The 18,806-nt window shown below is 49.7% G+C and carries 15 protein-coding genes and 5 tRNA genes; 2 read left to right on the top strand and 18 right to left on the bottom strand.

Annotated features, from left to right (window positions below; all coding sequences use genetic code 11):
• The first annotated feature begins 2 nt into the window (after nucleotides 1–2).
• Together ABIK48_00100 and recJ are read left to right on the top strand one after the other, a co-directional pair.
• Complete coding sequence (locus tag ABIK48_00100; GenBank protein ID MEO0020562.1) at nucleotides 3–1,811, top strand: tetratricopeptide repeat protein; 1,809 nt, start codon at nucleotides 3–5, stop codon at nucleotides 1,809–1,811.
• Nucleotides 1,812–1,863: 52 nt separating this feature from the next.
• The gene (gene recJ / locus ABIK48_00095; GenBank protein MEO0020561.1) at nucleotides 1,864–3,603 is read left to right on the top strand and encodes a single-stranded-DNA-specific exonuclease RecJ; all 1,740 of its coding nucleotides are present in this window, start codon (nucleotides 1,864–1,866) and stop codon (nucleotides 3,601–3,603) included.
• Between the two features lie 37 nt (nucleotides 3,604–3,640).
• Here recJ and rpsG read toward each other — a convergent pair whose 3' ends face one another.
• The 18 genes from rpsG to ABIK48_00005 form a co-directional block, all read right to left on the bottom strand.
• On the bottom strand, nucleotides 3,641–4,111 hold the full coding sequence (gene rpsG / locus ABIK48_00090; GenBank protein MEO0020560.1) for a 30S ribosomal protein S7: 471 nt from the start codon (nucleotides 4,109–4,111) through the stop codon (nucleotides 3,641–3,643).
• Between the two features lie 10 nt (nucleotides 4,112–4,121).
• Nucleotides 4,122–4,505 (bottom strand): 30S ribosomal protein S12, encoded by a 384-nt coding sequence (rpsL, locus tag ABIK48_00085; GenBank protein ID MEO0020559.1) that lies wholly within the window; start codon nucleotides 4,503–4,505, stop codon nucleotides 4,122–4,124.
• Between the two features lie 62 nt (nucleotides 4,506–4,567).
• Nucleotides 4,568–8,584 carry a DNA-directed RNA polymerase subunit beta' gene (gene rpoC / locus ABIK48_00080; GenBank protein ID MEO0020558.1) on the bottom strand — a complete coding sequence of 1,339 codons (4,017 nt, stop codon included), beginning with the start codon at nucleotides 8,582–8,584 and terminating at the stop codon, nucleotides 4,568–4,570.
• A gap of 33 nt (nucleotides 8,585–8,617) precedes the next feature.
• Nucleotides 8,618–12,625, bottom strand: coding sequence for a DNA-directed RNA polymerase subunit beta (gene rpoB, locus ABIK48_00075; protein ID MEO0020557.1), 4,008 nt, complete (start codon nucleotides 12,623–12,625; stop codon nucleotides 8,618–8,620).
• A gap of 90 nt (nucleotides 12,626–12,715) precedes the next feature.
• Complete coding sequence (gene rplL / locus ABIK48_00070; GenBank protein ID MEO0020556.1) at nucleotides 12,716–13,111, bottom strand: 50S ribosomal protein L7/L12; 396 nt, start codon at nucleotides 13,109–13,111, stop codon at nucleotides 12,716–12,718.
• Nucleotides 13,112–13,192: 81 nt separating this feature from the next.
• The gene (gene rplJ / locus ABIK48_00065) at nucleotides 13,193–13,726 is read right to left on the bottom strand and encodes a 50S ribosomal protein L10 (GenBank protein ID MEO0020555.1); all 534 of its coding nucleotides are present in this window, start codon (nucleotides 13,724–13,726) and stop codon (nucleotides 13,193–13,195) included.
• A 1-nt stretch (nucleotide 13,727) separates the two neighbouring features.
• Nucleotides 13,728–14,438, bottom strand: coding sequence for a 50S ribosomal protein L1 (rplA, locus tag ABIK48_00060; protein ID MEO0020554.1), 711 nt, complete (start codon nucleotides 14,436–14,438; stop codon nucleotides 13,728–13,730).
• Nucleotides 14,438–14,866, bottom strand: coding sequence for a 50S ribosomal protein L11 (rplK, locus tag ABIK48_00055; GenBank protein ID MEO0020553.1), 429 nt, complete (start codon nucleotides 14,864–14,866; stop codon nucleotides 14,438–14,440). The genes rplA and rplK overlap by 1 nt, the downstream gene beginning before the upstream one ends.
• A 15-nt stretch (nucleotides 14,867–14,881) precedes the next feature.
• Entirely contained in the window at nucleotides 14,882–15,406 is a 525-nt protein-coding gene (gene nusG, locus ABIK48_00050) for a transcription termination/antitermination protein NusG (GenBank protein MEO0020552.1), read from the bottom strand.
• Between the two features lie 18 nt (nucleotides 15,407–15,424).
• Nucleotides 15,425–15,616, bottom strand: a complete 192-nt coding sequence (gene secE, locus ABIK48_00045) for a preprotein translocase subunit SecE (GenBank protein MEO0020551.1) — start codon at nucleotides 15,614–15,616, stop codon at nucleotides 15,425–15,427.
• A gap of 8 nt (nucleotides 15,617–15,624) precedes the next feature.
• A tRNA-Trp gene (locus ABIK48_00040) sits at nucleotides 15,625–15,697 on the bottom strand.
• The gene (gene rpmG / locus ABIK48_00035) at nucleotides 15,696–15,842 is read right to left on the bottom strand and encodes a 50S ribosomal protein L33 (GenBank protein MEO0020550.1); all 147 of its coding nucleotides are present in this window, start codon (nucleotides 15,840–15,842) and stop codon (nucleotides 15,696–15,698) included. Before rpmG ends, ABIK48_00040 begins: the two co-directional genes overlap by 2 nt.
• A 2-nt stretch (nucleotides 15,843–15,844) precedes the next feature.
• Complete coding sequence (tuf, locus tag ABIK48_00030) at nucleotides 15,845–17,047, bottom strand: elongation factor Tu (GenBank protein MEO0020549.1); 1,203 nt, start codon at nucleotides 17,045–17,047, stop codon at nucleotides 15,845–15,847.
• A gap of 72 nt (nucleotides 17,048–17,119) precedes the next feature.
• A tRNA-Thr gene (locus ABIK48_00025) sits at nucleotides 17,120–17,192 on the bottom strand.
• A gap of 71 nt (nucleotides 17,193–17,263) precedes the next feature.
• A tRNA-Gly gene (locus ABIK48_00020) sits at nucleotides 17,264–17,334 on the bottom strand.
• Nucleotides 17,335–17,354: 20 nt separating this feature from the next.
• Nucleotides 17,355–17,437, bottom strand: a tRNA-Tyr gene (locus ABIK48_00015).
• A gap of 9 nt (nucleotides 17,438–17,446) precedes the next feature.
• Nucleotides 17,447–17,519, bottom strand: a tRNA-Thr gene (locus ABIK48_00010).
• A gap of 63 nt (nucleotides 17,520–17,582) precedes the next feature.
• On the bottom strand, nucleotides 17,583–18,806 hold a 1,224-nt coding region (locus ABIK48_00005; GenBank protein ID MEO0020548.1), incomplete at its 5' end, for a T9SS type A sorting domain-containing protein.

Below are 18,806 nucleotides of genomic sequence, written 5' to 3'. Positions count from 1 at the left end.
TGATGAAGGAAAAACACACACCATTGCTTAATAAATCAAAAAAAATTTTATCGATTCTGCTCCCCCTGTCGGCTACATTATTGGTCCGATTGTGGTTTATTCTGGAAATGCGGCATCATCCTTTCTCATCCCTGACACCCCAAGTAATTGATTCCTGGTTTTACCATCGTTGGGCATTGGAAATTATTAAGGGTAATTTCTGGGGAACTGAGGTGTTCTTTCTGCGTCCACTTTACCCTTATTTACTGGCAACTATCTATCGCCTTTTCGGTCCCCAAGTTGTCCCAGTACAGATATTTCAGACCCTGTTGGCAGTAATCTCCTGCTTCATGCTGATGAAAATTACCGAGCGACTGTTCAATCTTAAAACTGCAGTTATTGCAGGTCTGGGATTCGCATTATGCGGTGTTCTGATTTTCTACACCGGTACACTGCTTTATGTGGAAATAACAGTTTTTTTTACACTCTTGACCATTTTGTTACTATTGAAAATAAACCGCTGGTGGCATGCCCTGCTGGCTGGGATTAGCTTCGGCCTGCTGGTTATCTGCCGCCCAGAATTGCTTATCCTTTTACCACTTCTCATCTGGGGTATTGTTAAATTTCACAAAGTACATGTTAATTCTGCAATTTCATTTGCGGTTGCAAACATCGTGGTTGTTGGTCTCATGCCGTTACGCAACTATCTGGTTGCCCGTGACCCGGTACTGTTTACTGCCCACTCAGGCATTAATTTCTATTTCGGTAACAACTCGGAAGCTGATGGGACCTGGCAGCCGGTTAAGGATATGAACCTCGGATTCGGTTTTTCTCACCAGCGCTTGAAACAAATTGCTAAAACTGTAAACGGACAGGAAGTCTCCTGGTCACAGGCATCATCATGGTGGTTCAAGCAGGGATTAAAATTCATCACATCATCCCCGGGAAAGTTCCTGAAGCTTTTGTGGCGCAAACTACTATTATTCTTTTGTAATTATGAAGTGCCAAACAATTATTACTTTGAGACGGTATTACCGTTCTCCTGGGTGCTCAAATTCGCCCGGTTGAACTGGGGCATAATCATAGCCCTTGGAATACCCGGTATCATCCTTGCTGGGAGACAGTGGCGGCAACGCTGGCTTCTGTACGTCTTCATAGGTGGATATTTCATCTCCGCACTCGTGTTTTATGTTTTATCCCGACTCCGCGCACCCACTATTCCGTTATTTCTTCCATTTGCCAGTTATACCTTTCTCGAACTCTACCATTTTTACAAAAACCGACGTGTATCAGTCGGGATTCGGTGGCTCCCAATCAGTCTTGCAATTTACCTAGTAAGTAATCTGATACCGGTGAATCGCAACCATTATTCTGCTCAGGCCTGGACTCAACTGGGAAACATCTACTTAGAACGGAAATATGCAATGCCTGCCCTTCAAGCTTTTAATAAAGCACTGCAATATGACCCGAACAACTACTCAACCCGTTACAGTCTGATCGAACTTTATGCCGGAATGCGCCGGATAGCTGAGGCTGAACACGAATTTGAGCAATTACAAAGATTTTCTCCGGAAGCCCGGGAAATACATCATCTCGCTGCAGCGCGGATTGCCGTCGCGCGCCGTGACTTTATCAGTGCACTTCGCCATTATCATTTTGCAATACAAATCAACCCACTTAACCCGGAAGCATATTACTTAACTGGACTTGTTTATGTTAGCATAGGCGATCTACTTAACGCTCAGAAATACCTGTCCTTAAGTTTGCAACTCGATCCCGATCATGAAGCTGCCCGTTCAGCACTTTCTTATATTAAGCATGAAATTCGTTGATTGTGATTTGCAATTCGTTTGACTTCCGTCCTCATCTCGCTATAAACATACCGTGTCTGCAATTTTCCAGAACCATCAATGGCAGCTGCCTATAACTGAAGAAGAAAGGATTCAGGAACTCGTCCGAACTACCAATCTTCCCCCAATAATTATCCAGCTGCTTTACCATCGCGGTTGCCGAACTGCTGAGGAGTGCAGAGAATTCATCAATCCTTCGGCAGCGCGTTTACATCGTCCTGATACTCTGCCCGATATCAATCTCGCCACTGAACGAATTATCTCAGCGATCAAAAATCAAGAAGCGATACTGGTCTATGGTGATTATGACGTCGACGGTATTTGCGGCACGGCAATTCTCGTCTCCACCTTGAAAAAATTGGGCGGCGTGGTTACTTACTACCTGCCTCACCGTCAGAATGAAGGGTATGGTATTTCTCGTGCCGGAATTGAACACGCAATCAAACATGGCATCAGGTTAATTATTACTACTGACTGCGGCTCAGCTGATATTGAAAATCTTAAACTAGCACGAGATGCCGGCATTGATGTGATCGTCACCGACCATCATGAACCAAATACAACTTCGCTCCCCACTCTTGCGTTTGTAAATCCAAAACGCCCAGATTCCGATTATCCATTTCGAGAACTCTCCGGTGCTGGTGTTGCCTTCAAACTGGCATGGCAGCTGCTGGCTTCTTTAAAATCTCCTAAAGAAGAATTAATCGCGTTACTTGACTTAGTCGGAATGGCAACTATCGCTGATGTAGTCCCGCTTGTGGGAGAAAACCGAATCATCGCCCGCCTTGGACTTCTTGCGTTAAGTAAAACTAACCGCCCAGGAATAAAGGCACTACTTGCAACCAGCCGCCTTTACTCTCGAAAACTTTCGGCCCGTGACATTGCATTCGTCGTCGCTCCACGTATCAATGCAGCGGGGCGAGTAAGTCACGCGCAACTTGCCCTTGAGCTTCTTCTGACTGAAGATGACGACACCGCCATTAATCTGGCATATCAATTGGAGGAGTTCAACCGCTTTCGTCAACGGCTCGAGGATATTATTTTCACCGAAGCTCGACGCCTCATTATCGATGGAGCAAAACATGAACAGAGGGTACTGGTGCTTGCCCGGCCAGGGTGGAACGAAGGAGTAATTGGAATCGTCGCCTCCAAACTGGCAGAAGAATTCTGGCGTCCCTGCATCCTGATTTCCCTTAACGCGGAAATCGGTAAGGGCTCCGGACGGTCAATTTCTGGTTTCAATCTCTACGAAGCACTGGAAAAAACCAAGGATCACCTCATTAGTTTTGGGGGACATTGCTATGCAGCGGGAATCAAAATAAACCGCGACCTAATTCCGTTGTTTGAGAATGCAATAAATCAGTACGCTTCCCTACTGCCGGAGTCAACTTTTCAGCCCACCTTGAAAATCGATGCCATAGCCAACCTCGATGAAATTACTCCTGAATTGCTTCAACACCTTGCTCAGCTCCAGCCATTCGGGCTGGACAATCCTGAACCCGTATTTGCATCAACCGGTCTGGAAATCGTAGGTTATCCTCAGCGTATCGGCAGAAATAAAGAACACCTCAAATTCAAAGTGCGCTCCGGTAACACTGTTGTATCGGTTATAGCCTGGAACCGAAGCAGAGACATACTCAATCTTCGCATCGGTCAGCCGGGGTATCTTGATATCTGTTATACTCTGGCAAACGGCACATTCAACAGCAATAACAGAGTCCAATTGAAACTTTTAGACTTGAGAACTGCCGGGAACAACAATCTATCTGATTGATCCTGTTAAAAACTCTGTTATTTTATTCAATTCCAGTTCACCAGCGATAATGAGCAAATGCTCGGTTGGCTTCCGCCATCTTATGAGTATCTTCCTTTTTCTTAAATGCTGCGCCCTGTTTTTTACTGGCATCAATCAATTCATTTGCCAGACGTTCAATCATAGTATACTCTCCCCGGGCACGAGCTGCTTCTACTAGCCATTTAATTGCCAAAGCATCCCTGCGCCGCGGTGAGACTTCCATTGGAATCTGATAAGTAGCCCCTCCGACTCGACGGGGTCTAACCTCAAGTACCGGCTTTACATTGTTAATTGCCTTTTGGAAAATCGAATAACCGTCCTCGCCGGCTTTCTTTTCTGCCAGAGCCAGCGCCTCATAAAATATCTTTTGCGCAACCGTCTTCTTGCCGTCCCACATTAATTTATTGATAAATTTAGCAACCAGTACCGAATTGTACTTCGGATCAGGAGCTACGGTATGAACTTTGTATTTGCCTCTCCTTGCCATAATTCTCCCTTTATCCTGCAGATTGCTTGGGCCGCTTTACACCGTATTGACTGCGTGCCTGCTTTCTTCCTTCCACACCGCTGCAATCATAAACTCCTCTAACTACATGATAACGAACACCGGGTAAATCTTTTACACGCCCCCCCCGGACAAGAACGATTGAATGTTCCTGCAGATTATGTCCTTCACCGGGGATGTAAGCAGTCACCTCATATCCCGAAGTAAGACGCACCTTGCAAACCTTACGCAATGCTGAATTCGGTTTCTTGGGGGTAGTTGTGTATACACGAGTACATACTCCCCGCTTCTGAGGATTACCCAGCAGTGCCGGGGTCTTCGATTTCGCCCTAACTTTCTTACGCGGTTTCCTCACCAACTGATTAATCGTCGGCATATTATCTCCTTTATAGAATTATACACCAAATTAATCCCGATTACAAGCCACACCATAATCTACTAAGCCGCCTCCTCTTGCTGTTTTTCTTCTTCGGCTGTCACCAGTTTGATTCTGCTGAACTCGCGGAAACCGGTCCCGGCAGGAATCAATCTTCCGACTATTACATTTTCTTTTAAGCCACGGAGCTTATCTTCTCGTCCCTGAATCGCAGCTTCGGAAAGCACGCGCGTTGTCTCCTGAAATGAGGCTGCCGAGAGGAAACTTTCCGTCAGGAGAGCGGCTCGGGTAATACCAAGCAAAATCGGTTGGTAGCTTGCCGGTCGCAAACCTTCAGCCAGCAGCCTTTCATTCTCTTCCAGTACTCGACGCCGTTCGACAATTTCTCCCTCAATAAAGTTGGAATCTCCGGCGTCTTCAATTCGCACTTTGCGTAGCATCTGCCGCACTATTATTGAAATATGCTTATCGTTGATTTTTACCTTCTGCAACCGATAAACCGCCTGAATCTGGTTAGTCAAGAACTCCTGCACGGCAAGCCACCCTTTTACTTTAAGCACATCATGAGGATCAACTGAGCCTTCACACAACTTGTCCCCGGCTTTAACTCGATCTCCTGTCTGGACGAGGAGATATTTTCCGTAAGGTATCTCATACTCCTTCACTGCCCCGCCATCCGAAAGCACTCTAACCAGTCGCTTACCTTCTTTGGGTTCACCAACCTCAACCGTCCCATCGATTTCTGAAATTACCGCTGGCGATTTAACTCTCTTTGCCTCGAACAGCTCCGCTACTTTGGGAAGACCGCCAGTAATATCCCGGGTTCGCGCCATCTCCCGGACGAGCCTCGCCAGCACATCACCCGGCAACACACTCTGCCCCTCTTCAACCATTAAATATGACCCGGCCGGGAGCGGGCATCGATCTGCCACCTTACCCCGTTCATCCACAAGCTCAATCATTGGGTGCAGTTTCCGCAACCGGTCTTCGATAATTATCCTCTGCATTCGATCGGTCTGTTCATCTATATCTTCCCTGAGTGTTCTCCCTACTTCGATATCTCTAAATTTTATCTTCCCTTTAACTTGGGCAAGAAGCGAAATGGAATAAGGTTCCCATTCAAACAAAACATCACCTTCCTTAACTTCCTGTCCATCTTCCACTCGAATCAGCGCTCCCACCGGCACGCTGTATGGGATCTGACGCTCCGCTGACAGTAACATTATCTTCCCCTGCACCAAAGTTGTCGATTCCCCATCGCTGCGTCTGCTGACAGTCAGATTCTCAAATTTGATTTTCCCCGCGAAACGTGCAAATGCCTTTGTCTGTTCAGCAACCCGTGCGGCTACACCACCAACATGGAAAGTCTTCAGCGTTAACTGTGTCCCGGGCTCACCGATTGACTGCGCTGCCACAATACCAACTGCCTCGCCGATTTCAACGATTCTCCCTGTCGCCATGTTGCGACCATAACACTTCACACACAAACCATTGGGAGCCTCACAGGTTAGAACGGAACGCACCCTTACCATTTCAATACCGCAATTTTCGATTTCCTCAGCTGCCTGATCAGTGATTTCCTCACCGGCCCGGACAATTACCTCCTTGGTCACCGGATTCACGATATCATCCAGCGCAAAACGACCGGCAATCCGCTCATTCAGCGGCTCAATAATATCAGTTCCTTCACGCAGCGCAGTGACCTCTTGGCCGACAATTGTCCCGCAATCCTCCATTGTAATGACCACATCCTGTGCTACATCAACGAGCCTGCGGGTGAGATACCCCGCTTCCGCCGTCTTTAGGGCAGTGTCGGTCAATCCCTTGCGTGCACCATGGGTGGAAATGAAGTACTCCCACACTGAGAGCCCTTCACGGAAGGAACTTTTGATTGGCGTTTCTATAACTTCCTCTCCCACGGTTCTCCTCTGAGGCTTTGCCATCAACCCTCGCATTCCACCCAGCTGCGCTGCCTGCGTCCGGGAACCGCGTGCCCCGGAATCAATCAGCATAAAGACTGGGTTAAAACCATCCTGGTCCTGACGCAATCTCCCCATCAGTGCTTCCTCAACCTCCGCAGTCGCTAGTGTCCAGATGTTAACAATCTTGTTGTATTTTTCTGATTCAGTCATCAATCCCCGATCATACGCCTTCTGGACCTTCCTTACTTCTTCGTCACTGCGTTCCAGTATCTTCTGCTTTTCCTTTGGCACCACAACATCATCCATTCCAATCGACAATCCGGATTTAGTTGCCATCTCAAAACCCAGATCCTTCAGATCATCCAGAAGCTTTACAGTAACATCAAGCCCCAGTGTCCGTGCACACCGGTCGATTAGCCCAACGAGTTTTTCCTTGGGAACGGTATCATTTACAAATCGAAGCCCTTCGGGCAGTACGGCATTAAACAGCACACGGCCTATTGTTGTCAGAATAAGCTTACCCTGATATCGAAAATTAATCCATTCGTGGAGATCAAATTCGTTGAGATCAAATGCCGAGCGCACGGTATGAAAATCATCAAACGAACCAGCAGGTTTGGGTTCTCCGGGTTTTGTTTTAGTAATATAGTATATCCCGGCAACAATATCCTGTGATGGAACCATCAATGGTTTTCCGTGTGCTGGGGACAGAATATTATGCGGTGCCAGCATCAAAACTGCTGCTTCCAGAATCCCTTCAGGAGTCACAGGAACATGCACCGACATCGTATCACCATCAAAATCAGCATTAAACGGCGGACAAACCAGGGGATGAATCCCAATCGCTCGATGTTCAGATAACACCGGATAAAAGGCCTCGATTGAAACACGATGCAGTGTGGGTGCCCGGTTCAGCAGCACAGGATGGTCCTTTGTAACCTCCTCCAGTACTTCCCACACTTCCGGTGCCTCCTGCCGATACATAAGTTTGGCACCCCGTTCACTGTCGGCAAGCTTACGTTCTTCCAGTCGTCTCAGAATCATCGGTTTAAAGAGCTCCAGTGCCATCTCCTTGGGAAGACTGCATTGATGCAACTTTAAAGTCGGGTCAACCACAATTACCGATCTCCCTGAGTAATCAACCCTTTTACCGAGCAGATTGCGCCGGAATCTTCCCTGCTTACCCCGCAATGCTTCGCAGAGTGATTTCAAGGGACGCCCGGCTTTACCCCTCACCGGTTTGGGACGCGATTCATTCAAAAATAGCGCATCAACTGCATCCTGGAGCATCCGCTTTTCATTCTTGAGAATAATCTCAGGAGTCCGAATGGACATAAGATGTTTCAGCCGGTTGTTACGCACTATGACCCGCTTATAGAGATCATTCAAATCTGAAGTCGCATAACGCCCCCCCTCCAGTGGCACCAGTGGTCGCAAGTCTGGCGGAATCACTGGAAGAACATCCAGAATCATCCATTCCGGTCTGGCTCCCGAATTACGAAATGCCTCCACTACCCGCAGACGGCGCAGCAGGCTGAACCGCCGCGAAGTCTCGTGCTTTATTCTTGCCCTCAAATCAGCTGCTAAATCATCAAGCTCAATCAAAGCAAGCAGCTTTTTAAGCGCAACTGCACCAGTATCAGCTTCAAATCCGTCGTACCTTCTTTCGAGTGCCTCCCGGTATTGTTCTTCATCTAAGAGATCCATTTTTTTGAAAGGTGAAGCACCTGGCTGAATGACGATGTAGACTTCATAATTAAGAATTGTCTCCACCTGATTAATCGTCAAATCCAGTATTAATCCAATCTTCGATGGCGGCACCTGATAAAAGAGCGTATGTGCAACCGGTACCGCCAGTTCGATATGTCCCATGCGATGGCGCCGCACCGAAGAAAGCGTCACCTCCACTCCACATCGGTCACAGACAATACCTTTGTACCTAACTCGCTTGTACTTACCGCAGTTGCATTCATAATCTTTTACGGGTCCAAAAATTCGCTCACAGAACAGACCATCCTTTTCCGGCTTCTGAGTGCGATAATTAATCGTTTCCGGTTTAATTACCTCACCACTCGACCAGCTCCTTATTGTTTCTGGTGACGCAAGTCTTAACCGAAGTGAATCAAAATCATACACGAATTCTCTTTCACTGCTCATCCGACCTCCTCACCTCAAAAATTCCCCGCATTATTATATTTTCTTTTCCCTTTCCGGAATCAGTTCCAATCCCAAACCCTGTAACTCCTTAATCAGAACCGCAAATGAAGCTGGCGCCTTGGGACGCGGTGGGTTTTTGCCCCGGATCAGTGCCTCATAAAGTGCGCTTCTCCCCTCCACATCATCAGACTTAATCGTCAGCATCTCCTGTAAAGCATGCGCTGCACCATAAGCCTCAAGAGCCCATACTTCCATCTCGCCAAAACGCTGTCCGCCAAATTGCGCCTTACCACCCAGCGGCTGCTGAGTAATTAATGAATATTTACCGGTTGAGCGGGCATGGATTTTATCATCTACCATATGAATCAGCTTCATCATGTACATTACACCTACCGTAACCTTTCCCTTGAACGGCTCTCCGGTTCGGCCGTCGTACAAGACAATCTTACCATCTGCCGGCAATCCGGCTCTCTTCAACTCCTCTTTGATTTCCTCGGGGGTTGCGCTTTCAAAAACCGGACACACCGCCTGATATCCCAGAACCCGTGCCGCCCAGCCCAGATGTGCCTCTAAAACCTGCCCTAAGTTCATTCGCGACGGCACGCCCAGCGGATTCAGGACCATATCAACTGGCAATCCACGCATTTCTTTGATCGTATTGCTCTCGGCTTCCTGGGGATTAACAGCAACATAGGGCATATCTTCAACCGGCAAAATTTTGGAGACCACTCCCTTGTTACCATGCCGCCCGGCGAATTTGTCACCAACCGCCAGTCGCCGCTTCTGGGCAATAAAAATCGTCACGGACTGCAATACACCATGAGGCAGTTCGTCACCCCGCGTTGCCCTTTCCTCTTCATTTCTCTTTTCCGCCTGAGCCTTGGTTAGCGCGTCATCATATTCCTTCAGTACCTGCCGTATTTCATCCTGGAGTCTGGGATTGACCAACAGCTGCTCAAAGTTAACAACATTGGAAAATTCTTCCGAATTAAGAAACTCATCATCCATTACCAGCCCGGCTTTATGAACAATCTTCCCCTTGCTTGTCCGGGCATTGGCTGCTGCCTTATGCCCTTTAAGTAATGCCCTCAACTTCTCATCGCGCCGCTGGCGGAAAAACTCTTTCTTCACCTCATAACGATTTTCTGCCTCATTCACCCGTTCCTTTTCCAGCCGGCGGGAAAGTCGGTCATTAAGTTTCCGGGAGAGAATTCGCCGATCAATTACTGTCCCAAAAACCCCGGGTTCCACCCGTAATGATGTATCCTTTACATTTGCTGCCTTCTCTCCGAAAATCGCTCTCAAAAGCCGTTCTTCTGGAGTGTATTCAGTTTCCCCCTTGGGGGTAATCCTGCCCACAAGGATATCACCAGGACCAACCTCCGCTCCGATCCGCACAATTCCAAACTCATCCAGATTCCTCAGCTCGTCTTCAGTTGCTCCGGGAATATCACGAGTAATCTGCTCCGGGCCTAACCGCGTCTCCCGGGCTTGGATTTCAAACTCCAGAATCTGAATAGATGTAAACGCGTCTTCTTTTAATAAATCTTCGGAAACGATAATCGCATCTTCGTAATTATATCCCCGCCAGGGCACAAACGCCACCAGCACATTCCTCCCCAGCGCCAGCTGGCCCTCATCTGTCGCCGGTCCGTCGGCGAGCAGATCTCCTTTTTTCACCTCATCACCAACCCGGACTACCGGCCGCTGGTTCAGACAGGTATACTGATTGGATTTCCGGTATTTTATCAACCGGTGTTCTACCAGCCCCTTTTCAGTGCGAACAATGATCCGTCTGGCATCAACTTTTGTAACAATTCCATCCTCCTGAGCAATAACCACTGCACCCGATTCAGTCGCAAATTTCTCTTCAACTCCGGTAGCCACTAATGGTTTCTGAGGCACGAGGAGCGGAACCGCCTGCCGCTGCATGTTGGCACCCATTAATGCCCGGTCAGCATCGTCATGCTCCAGAAACGGAATCATAACTGTTGAAGGAGCAAACAGCTGCTTCGGAGAAACATCTATAAAATCAACTTCTTCCACCGGGACTACCACTACATCGCCCCGTCGACGACAGATAACCTCCGATTTGGCAAAACTGCCATCGGGAAGGAGTTCCGAGGTCGCTTGAGCAATAGTATAACGGTCCTCCTCATCAGGCGTTAGGTAAACCTCCTTTCCCTTCCCCATGATCACCCTGCCATCCTTTACCTGCCAGTAAGGAGTACTAATAAATCCGTAAGGATCAATACGGGCGTAAGTGGCAACCGTGGCAATTAAACCGATATTCGGACCTTCAGGAGTTTCAATCGGACAGAGCCGGCCGTAATGAGAATAATGCACATCGCGGACTTCAAAGCCGGCCGTCTCCTTGGTTAATCCTCCGGGACCAAGAGTCGAAACCCGCCGCTTATGCGTCAACTCAGCAAGCGGGTTGGTCTGCTCCATAAACTGACACAGCTGGCTCTGGGTAAAAAACTGCATGACCGCATTTGCAACTACCCGAGTATTCACCAACTCCTGAGGCACCAGCTGCGCATCGTCAACAAACGCTGCCCTTTCCCGGACATTTTGAGCAAGCTGGGTCAATGCGAGCCGGAACTGGTTCTCCAGCAGCTCCCCGACTCTTCTTACCCGCCTGCTGCCCAGATGATCAACATCATCCAGCCCGTATCGGAACATCTGCAAATCTGATTTGTAGCCCGCCCGATGTAAAATCTCGCGCGCCAGCTTTCCCAAATCCTCAGATTTAAACCACAGTTCCACTATGCGATTACGATCAAAAAACTCGTATTTATCAGGAGCAGCGCCACTCTCTGTCAATAGATTGACAATCGTATCTACATCATGCCTGTCTTTGCATTCGATCTTGAGTACTGCCAGCTGCGCTTCTGCCGCGATTCGCAGGATTCGGTCAATAATTGAAAAGATATCATTGATATCAAGCGCAGTCTGATTCGGACTGGTCCTGAGCCAGAGCCGCTGATTCAGCTTGAGACGCCCGACCCGGCCCAGGTCAAATCGCCGCGGATCAAACAGCATCGCCGCAATCATATTTTCCGCAACTTCCAGCGAATGCGGTACGATGTTTCGCAAGCGCAGATATATCCTTTTTACCGCATCATCCTTGGAACTGGCCTTGTCGGTTTCGAGTGTATTCACAATAATATCGATACCCGGCTGACCGGAAACGACAATTTCCGCCTCCTCAATCCCCTTGGCAGTGAGATATTCATAAAGACCTTCGGTAATACGCTCTGCCGCCCTTGCTAAAACTACTGGCTCCCGTTTCGCCTCGGTAACATCTGTATCCTCTATTTTTATATCTTCCGCAAGAACATCTCCCAGCTGCAGTTTCCGTCGCTCTACCTTGAACAGCTTTCTGAGCACATCAGCATGGGTATATCCCAAGGCTTGAAGGAATGTCCCGGCAGATACCCGTTTCTTACGATCAAGGACTACCATCAGCGTCTGATTCTTATCTACGACCAGCTCAAACCAGGCTCCCCGCAATGGAACCAGCAGTGCCGACAATTCTTCCTCTTCCTCTGAGAAATAGACTCCGGGGGAACGATGCAGCTGGCTTACGACTACTCTTTCAACCCCGTTAATAATGAATGAGCCGTTTACCGTCATCCAAGGGAGCTCACAGAAATATACCTCCTGTTCGATTACATCCTTCACTTCCGGTTCACCAACGTCGGTATCCCGCAATTTATCTTTTTTCCATCCGGTTCTGACCAGACGGAAGATCACCTTGAGCGGCAGGGCATAAGTAGTTCCCCGCGCAATCGCCTCTTCGGGAGAATAGCGAGGCTCGCCAAATTCGTAGCGCACATACTCAAGACGGAAGTTCTTGTGTTCATCAACAACCGGAAACATCTCCCGGAACACCGCTTCCAGCCCCTGCACCTTGCGTTGTTCCGGTGCGACATTGAACTGGGTAAATTCGGCAAACGACTCCCACTGGAGCGAAAGCAGATTGGGAATTTCAAGGACCGTCCGACTCTTTGCAAAGTTTTTCTGTTTTATACTCATTTACTCTCTTTCCTGTTTACGCTCCACCCGTGCTAAATAAACCGCTCAACCGCTGGTTCCTCTGCTGCACAACCGCGGACCAGGGAAATCTTACTTAATTTCCACCTTGGCACCGACTTCTTCCAGCTTCGCCTTCAGGCGCTCCGCCTCCTCCCGACTGACATTCTCCTTAATAACACTTGGTGTCTTCTCAATAATATCCTTTGCCTCCTTCAAACCCAGCTGAGTCAGAGCACGCAGCTCCTTGAGCACCTGGATCTTCTTGTCACCAACTGAAACCAGGGTAACGGTGAACTCGGTCTTTTCCTCTGCCTTGGTATCCGTTGCTGCACCACCGGCCGCAGCTTGAGGAGCTGCCACCCCGGCAACAAATGCGGGAGCTGTCACCCCGAATTTCTCCTTCAACTCCTTTACCAGTGCTGCCAGTTCGGTCACGGTCAACCCTTCAATCGTAGCAATTAACTGCTGAACTTTATCCTCAGACATTTTTTCCTCCTTAATTTAGAAATTTTTCAGCCATTTTGCTTAGAAGCAGCAATCTTGGATCAATATCCCGGGACGCCATGATTAACTCCCGGACACGGTACTTTTTTTCTGCTCCAGTTGCTCAAGCACCCAAACCAGCTCTGCCAGCATACCCTCCAGCACTCCAGCAAGTCCTGATATGGGGCCGGCAAGAACGCCCACCAGTTCGGCGCGCAGGTCCTGCTTGGTCGGCAGATTCGCCAAAAGGTCGAACTGCTCGGCGGTGTAAACTGTATTTTCCAGATAGGCACCCTTGAACCTGATGTTGGGTATCCGTTTACCCATATCCTTCAGGAAACGTGCGGGCGCAACCGGATCATCAACTGCAAAAATCATGGAGGTCGGACCGCGGAGGACTTGATCAATCCCATCGGGAACGCCCGATGCCTTCAGCGCCCTCAGTGCGAGCTGATTCTTTACTACCTTCACCATCATATTCTGCTCCCGGGCGCTGCGCCGGAACTCATTAAAGTCATTCGCCGGCAGTCCGCTGAAGTCGAGAAAATAGAGTGCAGTCGCTGCCTTGATTTTTGACTGCAGATCTTCAATAAATTTAACCTTTTCTTCCTTGGGCATTTTAAACCTCGCGTTTCACCGCTTCACTGAATTCCTTGGTGTCAACTCTAATCCCCACCCCCATAGTCGAGGAAATAACCACTTTGCGGATAAACTGCCCCTTGGCGGTTGAGGGTTTGTTCTTCATCAGCTCCCGGACAAAGGTTTGGATATTGTCAATCAGCTGTTCCGGTGCAAATGAGACCTTCCCGACCACCGCATGGACATTTCCGGTTTTGTCATTTCGATAATTGATTCTTCCCGCCTTAAGAGCACGGATTGCATTCCCGATATCAAAGGTCACGGTCTGGGTTTTCGGGGATGGCATCAATCCTTTCGGTCCTAAAATCTTACCCAGTTTTCCGACCGCAGGCATGGTGTCCGGGGTTGCCACTGCGATATCAAAATCGGTCCAGCCAGAACTGATTTTCTCCACCAGATCCTCAAACCCCACATAATCGGCCCCGGCGGCCCGGGCTTCATCCACCTTATCTCCCTTGACAAAGGCAAGTACCCTCACCTTTTTACCGGTGCCATGCGGAAGCGTCACCGTCCCGGCAACCGCCTGTTCCTGCTTTTTCGGATCAATCCCCAGCCTGACCGCCACCTCTACCGATTCATCAAATTTGGCATTGGCGTTTTCCTTGACCAGCCGGACCGCCTCAGCGAGTGAATAACTTTTCAAGCGGTCGATCTTCTCCCGCAGTTGACGATATCGTTTACTGTGTCTCATTAACCCTCCACTGTAAGTCCCATCGAACGGGCGGTCCCTTCGATGATTTTTATTGCCGCCTCCAGACTGCTGGCATTCAGGTCCTTCATCTTCTTTTCCGCAATTTCCCGGATCGCCTTTCTGGTTACCACACCCACCTTTACCCGGTTGGGTTCAGCCGAACCCTTTGCCAGTCCGGCTGCCTGCTTCAACAGCACCGATGCCGGCGGACTTTTGGTCACGAATGTAAATTTCCGGTCGGCGTAAATCGTAACAATCACCGGAATCAGCATTCCTGGCGGCTCCCGCTTTGTTGCCTCATTGAAAGCCCGGATAAACTCCGCAATATTCACACCGTGCTGCCCCAGTGCCGGACCAACTGGTGGTGCTGCAGTCGCCTGACCTGCGGGAATCTGTAATTTAACTACTGCGAGAACTTTCTTCGTCATCATAACAAATCCTCCCTAAATTGGCTGGACCTCGAGAAAATCGAGGTCAATTGGCGTTGGGCGTCCGAAAATGGTAACCATCACCTTGACCCGGCGCCGTTCCGGTATAATCTCCTCCACCGTCCCGGTAAACCCCGCAAACGGTCCCTTTGTTACCTTTACCGTCTCCCCTTTCTCAAACGGCGCCTCCGGTTCAATCCGGTCCTTGCCCTGCTCAATCTGTTCACAGATTGCCGTTACCTCATCTTCCGACAGCGCCAGCGGTCGCTGTTTTGTCCCGAGAATATGTGTAACCCCGGGAATTGATGTTACCAGCTTAAGCGCCTCCTCAACCGGCTCCATCTCGACGACAATATATCCTGGATACAACCGCTTTTCTTCCGTAACAATCTTTGACTTGCGCACCCGGGCAACCTTCTCTGCCGGCAGAATCACCCGTCCGAAAAGTTCCTCCTTACCCTGCATCTTGATCGCCTTCTCCAGCAGCTCTTTCACCTTCTTCTCTCTGCCGGTGTAGGTATGAACCACAAAAAACTTCATCGCGCCTTTCCCATTTGATTACCGCAGAATCAGTGCCAGCAAACGGGAGAAAATAAAGTCACACAAACCGATGAACCCGCCCAGTACCGCCGAAAAAGCAATAACCACCAGTGTGGTAGTCCAGAGTTCACGCGGTTTTACCCAGCTTACTTTTTTCAGTTCACTGATTACATCCTTGATGTACTCTTTAATTTTTTTCCAGATATTCATTTTTCTTACAGGCCAGGAGGGATTTGAACCCCCAACCTACGGATTTGGAGTCCGCCGCTCTACCGTTAGAGCTACTGGCCTATTTAACCTCCTTGTGAACTGTATGTTTTTTACAGCTGGGACAGAATTTCTTCAATTCCATCCGCTGAGTTTTCTTTTTATTCTTGTCCGTATGATAATTCCGACTCTTGCACTCTGCACAAGCCAGGGTAACAAATATACGCATCTTTACTCAATAATCTCGACTACCGTTCCTGCACCCACTGTCCGGCCACCCTCGCGAATTGCGAATTTGGAATTCTGCTCCAGCGCAACGGGCGTAATCAGCTCAATCTCCATCGTCACATGGTCACCAGGCATCACCATCTCCACACCGGGGGGCAGCTGAACCGTGCCGGTGACATCGGTCGTGCGGATATAAAACTGCGGCCGGTAACCGGGGAAGAACGGTGTATGCCTTCCACCTTCCTCCTTGGTCAGAACATAAACCTCGGCTTTGAATTTCTTGTAGGGTTTGATCGAACCCGGCGCTGCCACAACCATACCCCGTTCCACTTCCTCCTTGCTCACACCCCGCAGCAGGAGACCGACATTGTCACCAGCCCGCGCATCATCCAGAACCTTGCGGAACATCTCAATGCTGGTAACTACCACCTTATCATGCTTGCCAAAGCCGATGATTTCCACTTCACTGCCGGGTTTGAGGATTCCCCGTTCCACTCTGCCGGTAACTACCGTACCGCGTCCGGTAATTGAGAAAATGTCCTCGATCGGCATCAGGAACGGCTTGTCGATGTCCCGGACCGGCTCCGGAATGAAATCATCCAGCGCCTTGATCAGCTCCCAGATTGAGTCCACATTCGGTCCGGAATCCTCCTGCAGTGCCTTCAGTGCACTGCCCCTGATAATCGGTGTCTTATCTCCCGGGAATCCGTATTTATTCAGAATGTCCTTGATTTCTTCAGAAACCAGTTCAATGAGATCCGGATCGTCAACCAGATCCACTTTATTCAGATAGACCACGACCGCCGGCACATTAACCTGCCGTGCCAGCAGAATGTGCTCGGTTGTCTGCGGCATCGGGCCGTCCGCTGCCGAAACCACCAGAATCGCCCCGTCCATCTGGGCGGCGCCGGTGATCATGTTCTTGATGTAATCAGCGTGCCCCGGACAGTCGATATGGGCGTAATGTCTTTTCTCACTCTCATACTCCACATGCGAAACTGCGATTGTCAGAATCTTCGTCTCATCCCGCCGGCCGTGGGCTTCGCTGGCTTTTGCCACCTGATCATAGGTTGTATAGGTCGCCAGCCCCTTGGTTGCGAGCACCTTGGTAATCGCCGATGTCAAGGTCGTTTTACCGTGGTCCACATGACCGATCGTCCCGACATTGACATGCGGTTTCTTCCGTTCAAACTTTGCCTTAGCCATGGTCCTTTCCTCCTTGTATTCAAATCCTTATTTTTCTCTCACTTAAACACAAACCGCTTTAACTGATTATTCAGCCCACGGCCGGAATTGAACCGGCGACCTCTTCCTTACCAAGGAAGTGCTCTGCCGACTGAGCTACATGGGCAAAAGTTCAATAATTATAATTATAACTTATTTCTTGTCAACAATTTCTTTCAATCCAAAATCTCTCCGCTTAGCGGGCGATGGGAGTCGAACCCACGCAAACAGCTTGGAAGGCTGTTGTGCTACCATTACACCACGCCCGCACGGGCTTAAAAAATGCAAATGGACGGGGAAGGATTCGAACCTCCGTAGGCGTTCGCCAGCAGATTTACAGTCTGCCCCCTTTAACCACTCGGGAACCCGTCCATCTTTTTCAGCCGACAGAGGGAGTCGAACCCCCGACCTGAGGTTTACAAAACCTCTGCTCTACCGGCTGAGCTATGTCGGCAATTCCAAGTTAATAATATACCCTATTTCGTCGTCCCGTCAAGTTTTACAATCACCGTCCCCTTCAGCGGGTAAGCACCATTTTCCCCCACAGTTCACGCTGACCATCCCGAATCCGGTAAAAGTATATTCCCGGGGCAACACTGCGGTGAAAGTCATCCGTACCGTCCCAGATGAACTCCGTCTGGGTGACCACCGGGACTGCCCGTCCCAGATTCCGGACCAGCCGGCCGCTGCGGTCATAGATCTCGAGATCAACCGCTGACGGTTCTGTCAGCCTTATCGCCATGACCGTCTGCTCACGGAAGGGATTCGGACGCACCTGCAGCTGCACCCGCTCCAGCCGCCCGGTCCCGGGTCCTTCAGCCACGCCGACGCCATAGTTGAAGCCTACCATCTTGAAAATCATATTATTGGAACCGGAGGTATACTGCATAATCGTCACCCAGTACGAACCATCCCGCGGGTCATACTCAACACCCCGGATATTCCATTCGGTATTGACAAAACGGAACCGGTTCAGCAGCGCACCGCTCGCCCGGTCAATCTCGGTAACCGCGCAGGATTCAAGCGCTGTGCCACCCGCATCAAACCAGGTAAAGATATTCAGCAGTGAAGGCGGATTCCCGGGACGATGGTAGTCAAGCGCCAGACACCTTGTCCCGTAATATCCGGAAACCGGATGAGTAATTGTCGTCTGAAGATTTCCCAGCGTATCAAACACAAAAATCCGCTGCTGATTGGTCGTACTCCGGCGGTCGCTGACATAGACAAGGTGAGCCGCCTCATGTTCAGTCACCCCGACCGGATAATCCGCCTGCGTCACTGAAAAGTAACGGATTACCGAACCGCTGGGCGTTATTTTATAAACCCGCTTGGAAGGATTGGCAACCACCCAGAAGGTATTATCATACTCGCAGTAGTCGATATCGGTGCAGGAATCCTCGGGCAGTGGTATCGTTCCGCGCGCCTGCAGGAAGGAGTCGGAAGTATACTTGTAAGCCTGGGCACTGAAGAAATAGATGCAGTAAATCAGACTGTCCCGGGTGTTATAAGCTACGCCGTACAAACCCCAGTCGGTCGGCATTCCCGGACAGACCTTCGGACCCCAGATGATCGTTCCCGGCTGAGGCGGCGGTTCCCCTACCCGCAGCTGAACTGCAAACTTCGTTGCATAGTCGGCGCTGTCGCCGGAGACAAACAGGGTGCAGGGGATGGTGGTGCCGGGCGGAATGGTGCTCAGGGCTGAGACTGCCAGCGGGTCGGTGGTGTTGGTCCGCTCCTCGCC

Source organism: candidate division WOR-3 bacterium, assembly GCA_039801085.1.
Classification (GTDB): domain Bacteria; phylum Hydrothermota; class Tepidihabitantia; order Tepidihabitantales; family Tepidihabitantaceae; genus JAOABP01.
The sequence above is the reverse complement of the archived record's forward strand: the minus strand, read 5'-3'. Positions and strand labels throughout refer to the sequence as shown.

Coding starts and splice junctions, on each gene's coding strand:
- rpoB (MEO0020557.1), bottom strand. CDS start 12,625: ATGAGTATAAAACAGAAAAACTTTGCAAAGAGTCGGACGGTCCTTGAA.
- rpmG (MEO0020550.1), bottom strand. CDS start 15,842: ATGCGTATATTTGTTACCCTGGCTTGTGCAGAGTGCAAGAGTCGGAAT.
- rplJ (MEO0020555.1), bottom strand. CDS start 13,726: ATGCCCAAGGAAGAAAAGGTTAAATTTATTGAAGATCTGCAGTCAAAA.
- rplA (MEO0020554.1), bottom strand. CDS start 14,438: ATGAGACACAGTAAACGATATCGTCAACTGCGGGAGAAGATCGACCGC.
- ABIK48_00100 (MEO0020562.1), top strand. CDS start 3: ATGAAGGAAAAACACACACCATTGCTTAATAAATCAAAAAAAATTTTA.
- tuf (MEO0020549.1), bottom strand. CDS start 17,047: ATGGCTAAGGCAAAGTTTGAACGGAAGAAACCGCATGTCAATGTCGGG.
- rplL (MEO0020556.1), bottom strand. CDS start 13,111: ATGTCTGAGGATAAAGTTCAGCAGTTAATTGCTACGATTGAAGGGTTG.
- rpoC (MEO0020558.1), bottom strand. CDS start 8,584: ATGAGCAGTGAAAGAGAATTCGTGTATGATTTTGATTCACTTCGGTTA.
- rpsL (MEO0020559.1), bottom strand. CDS start 4,505: ATGCCGACGATTAATCAGTTGGTGAGGAAACCGCGTAAGAAAGTTAGG.
- rpsG (MEO0020560.1), bottom strand. CDS start 4,111: ATGGCAAGGAGAGGCAAATACAAAGTTCATACCGTAGCTCCTGATCCG.
- rplK (MEO0020553.1), bottom strand. CDS start 14,866: ATGACGAAGAAAGTTCTCGCAGTAGTTAAATTACAGATTCCCGCAGGT.
- nusG (MEO0020552.1), bottom strand. CDS start 15,406: ATGAAGTTTTTTGTGGTTCATACCTACACCGGCAGAGAGAAGAAGGTG.
- secE (MEO0020551.1), bottom strand. CDS start 15,616: ATGAATATCTGGAAAAAAATTAAAGAGTACATCAAGGATGTAATCAGT.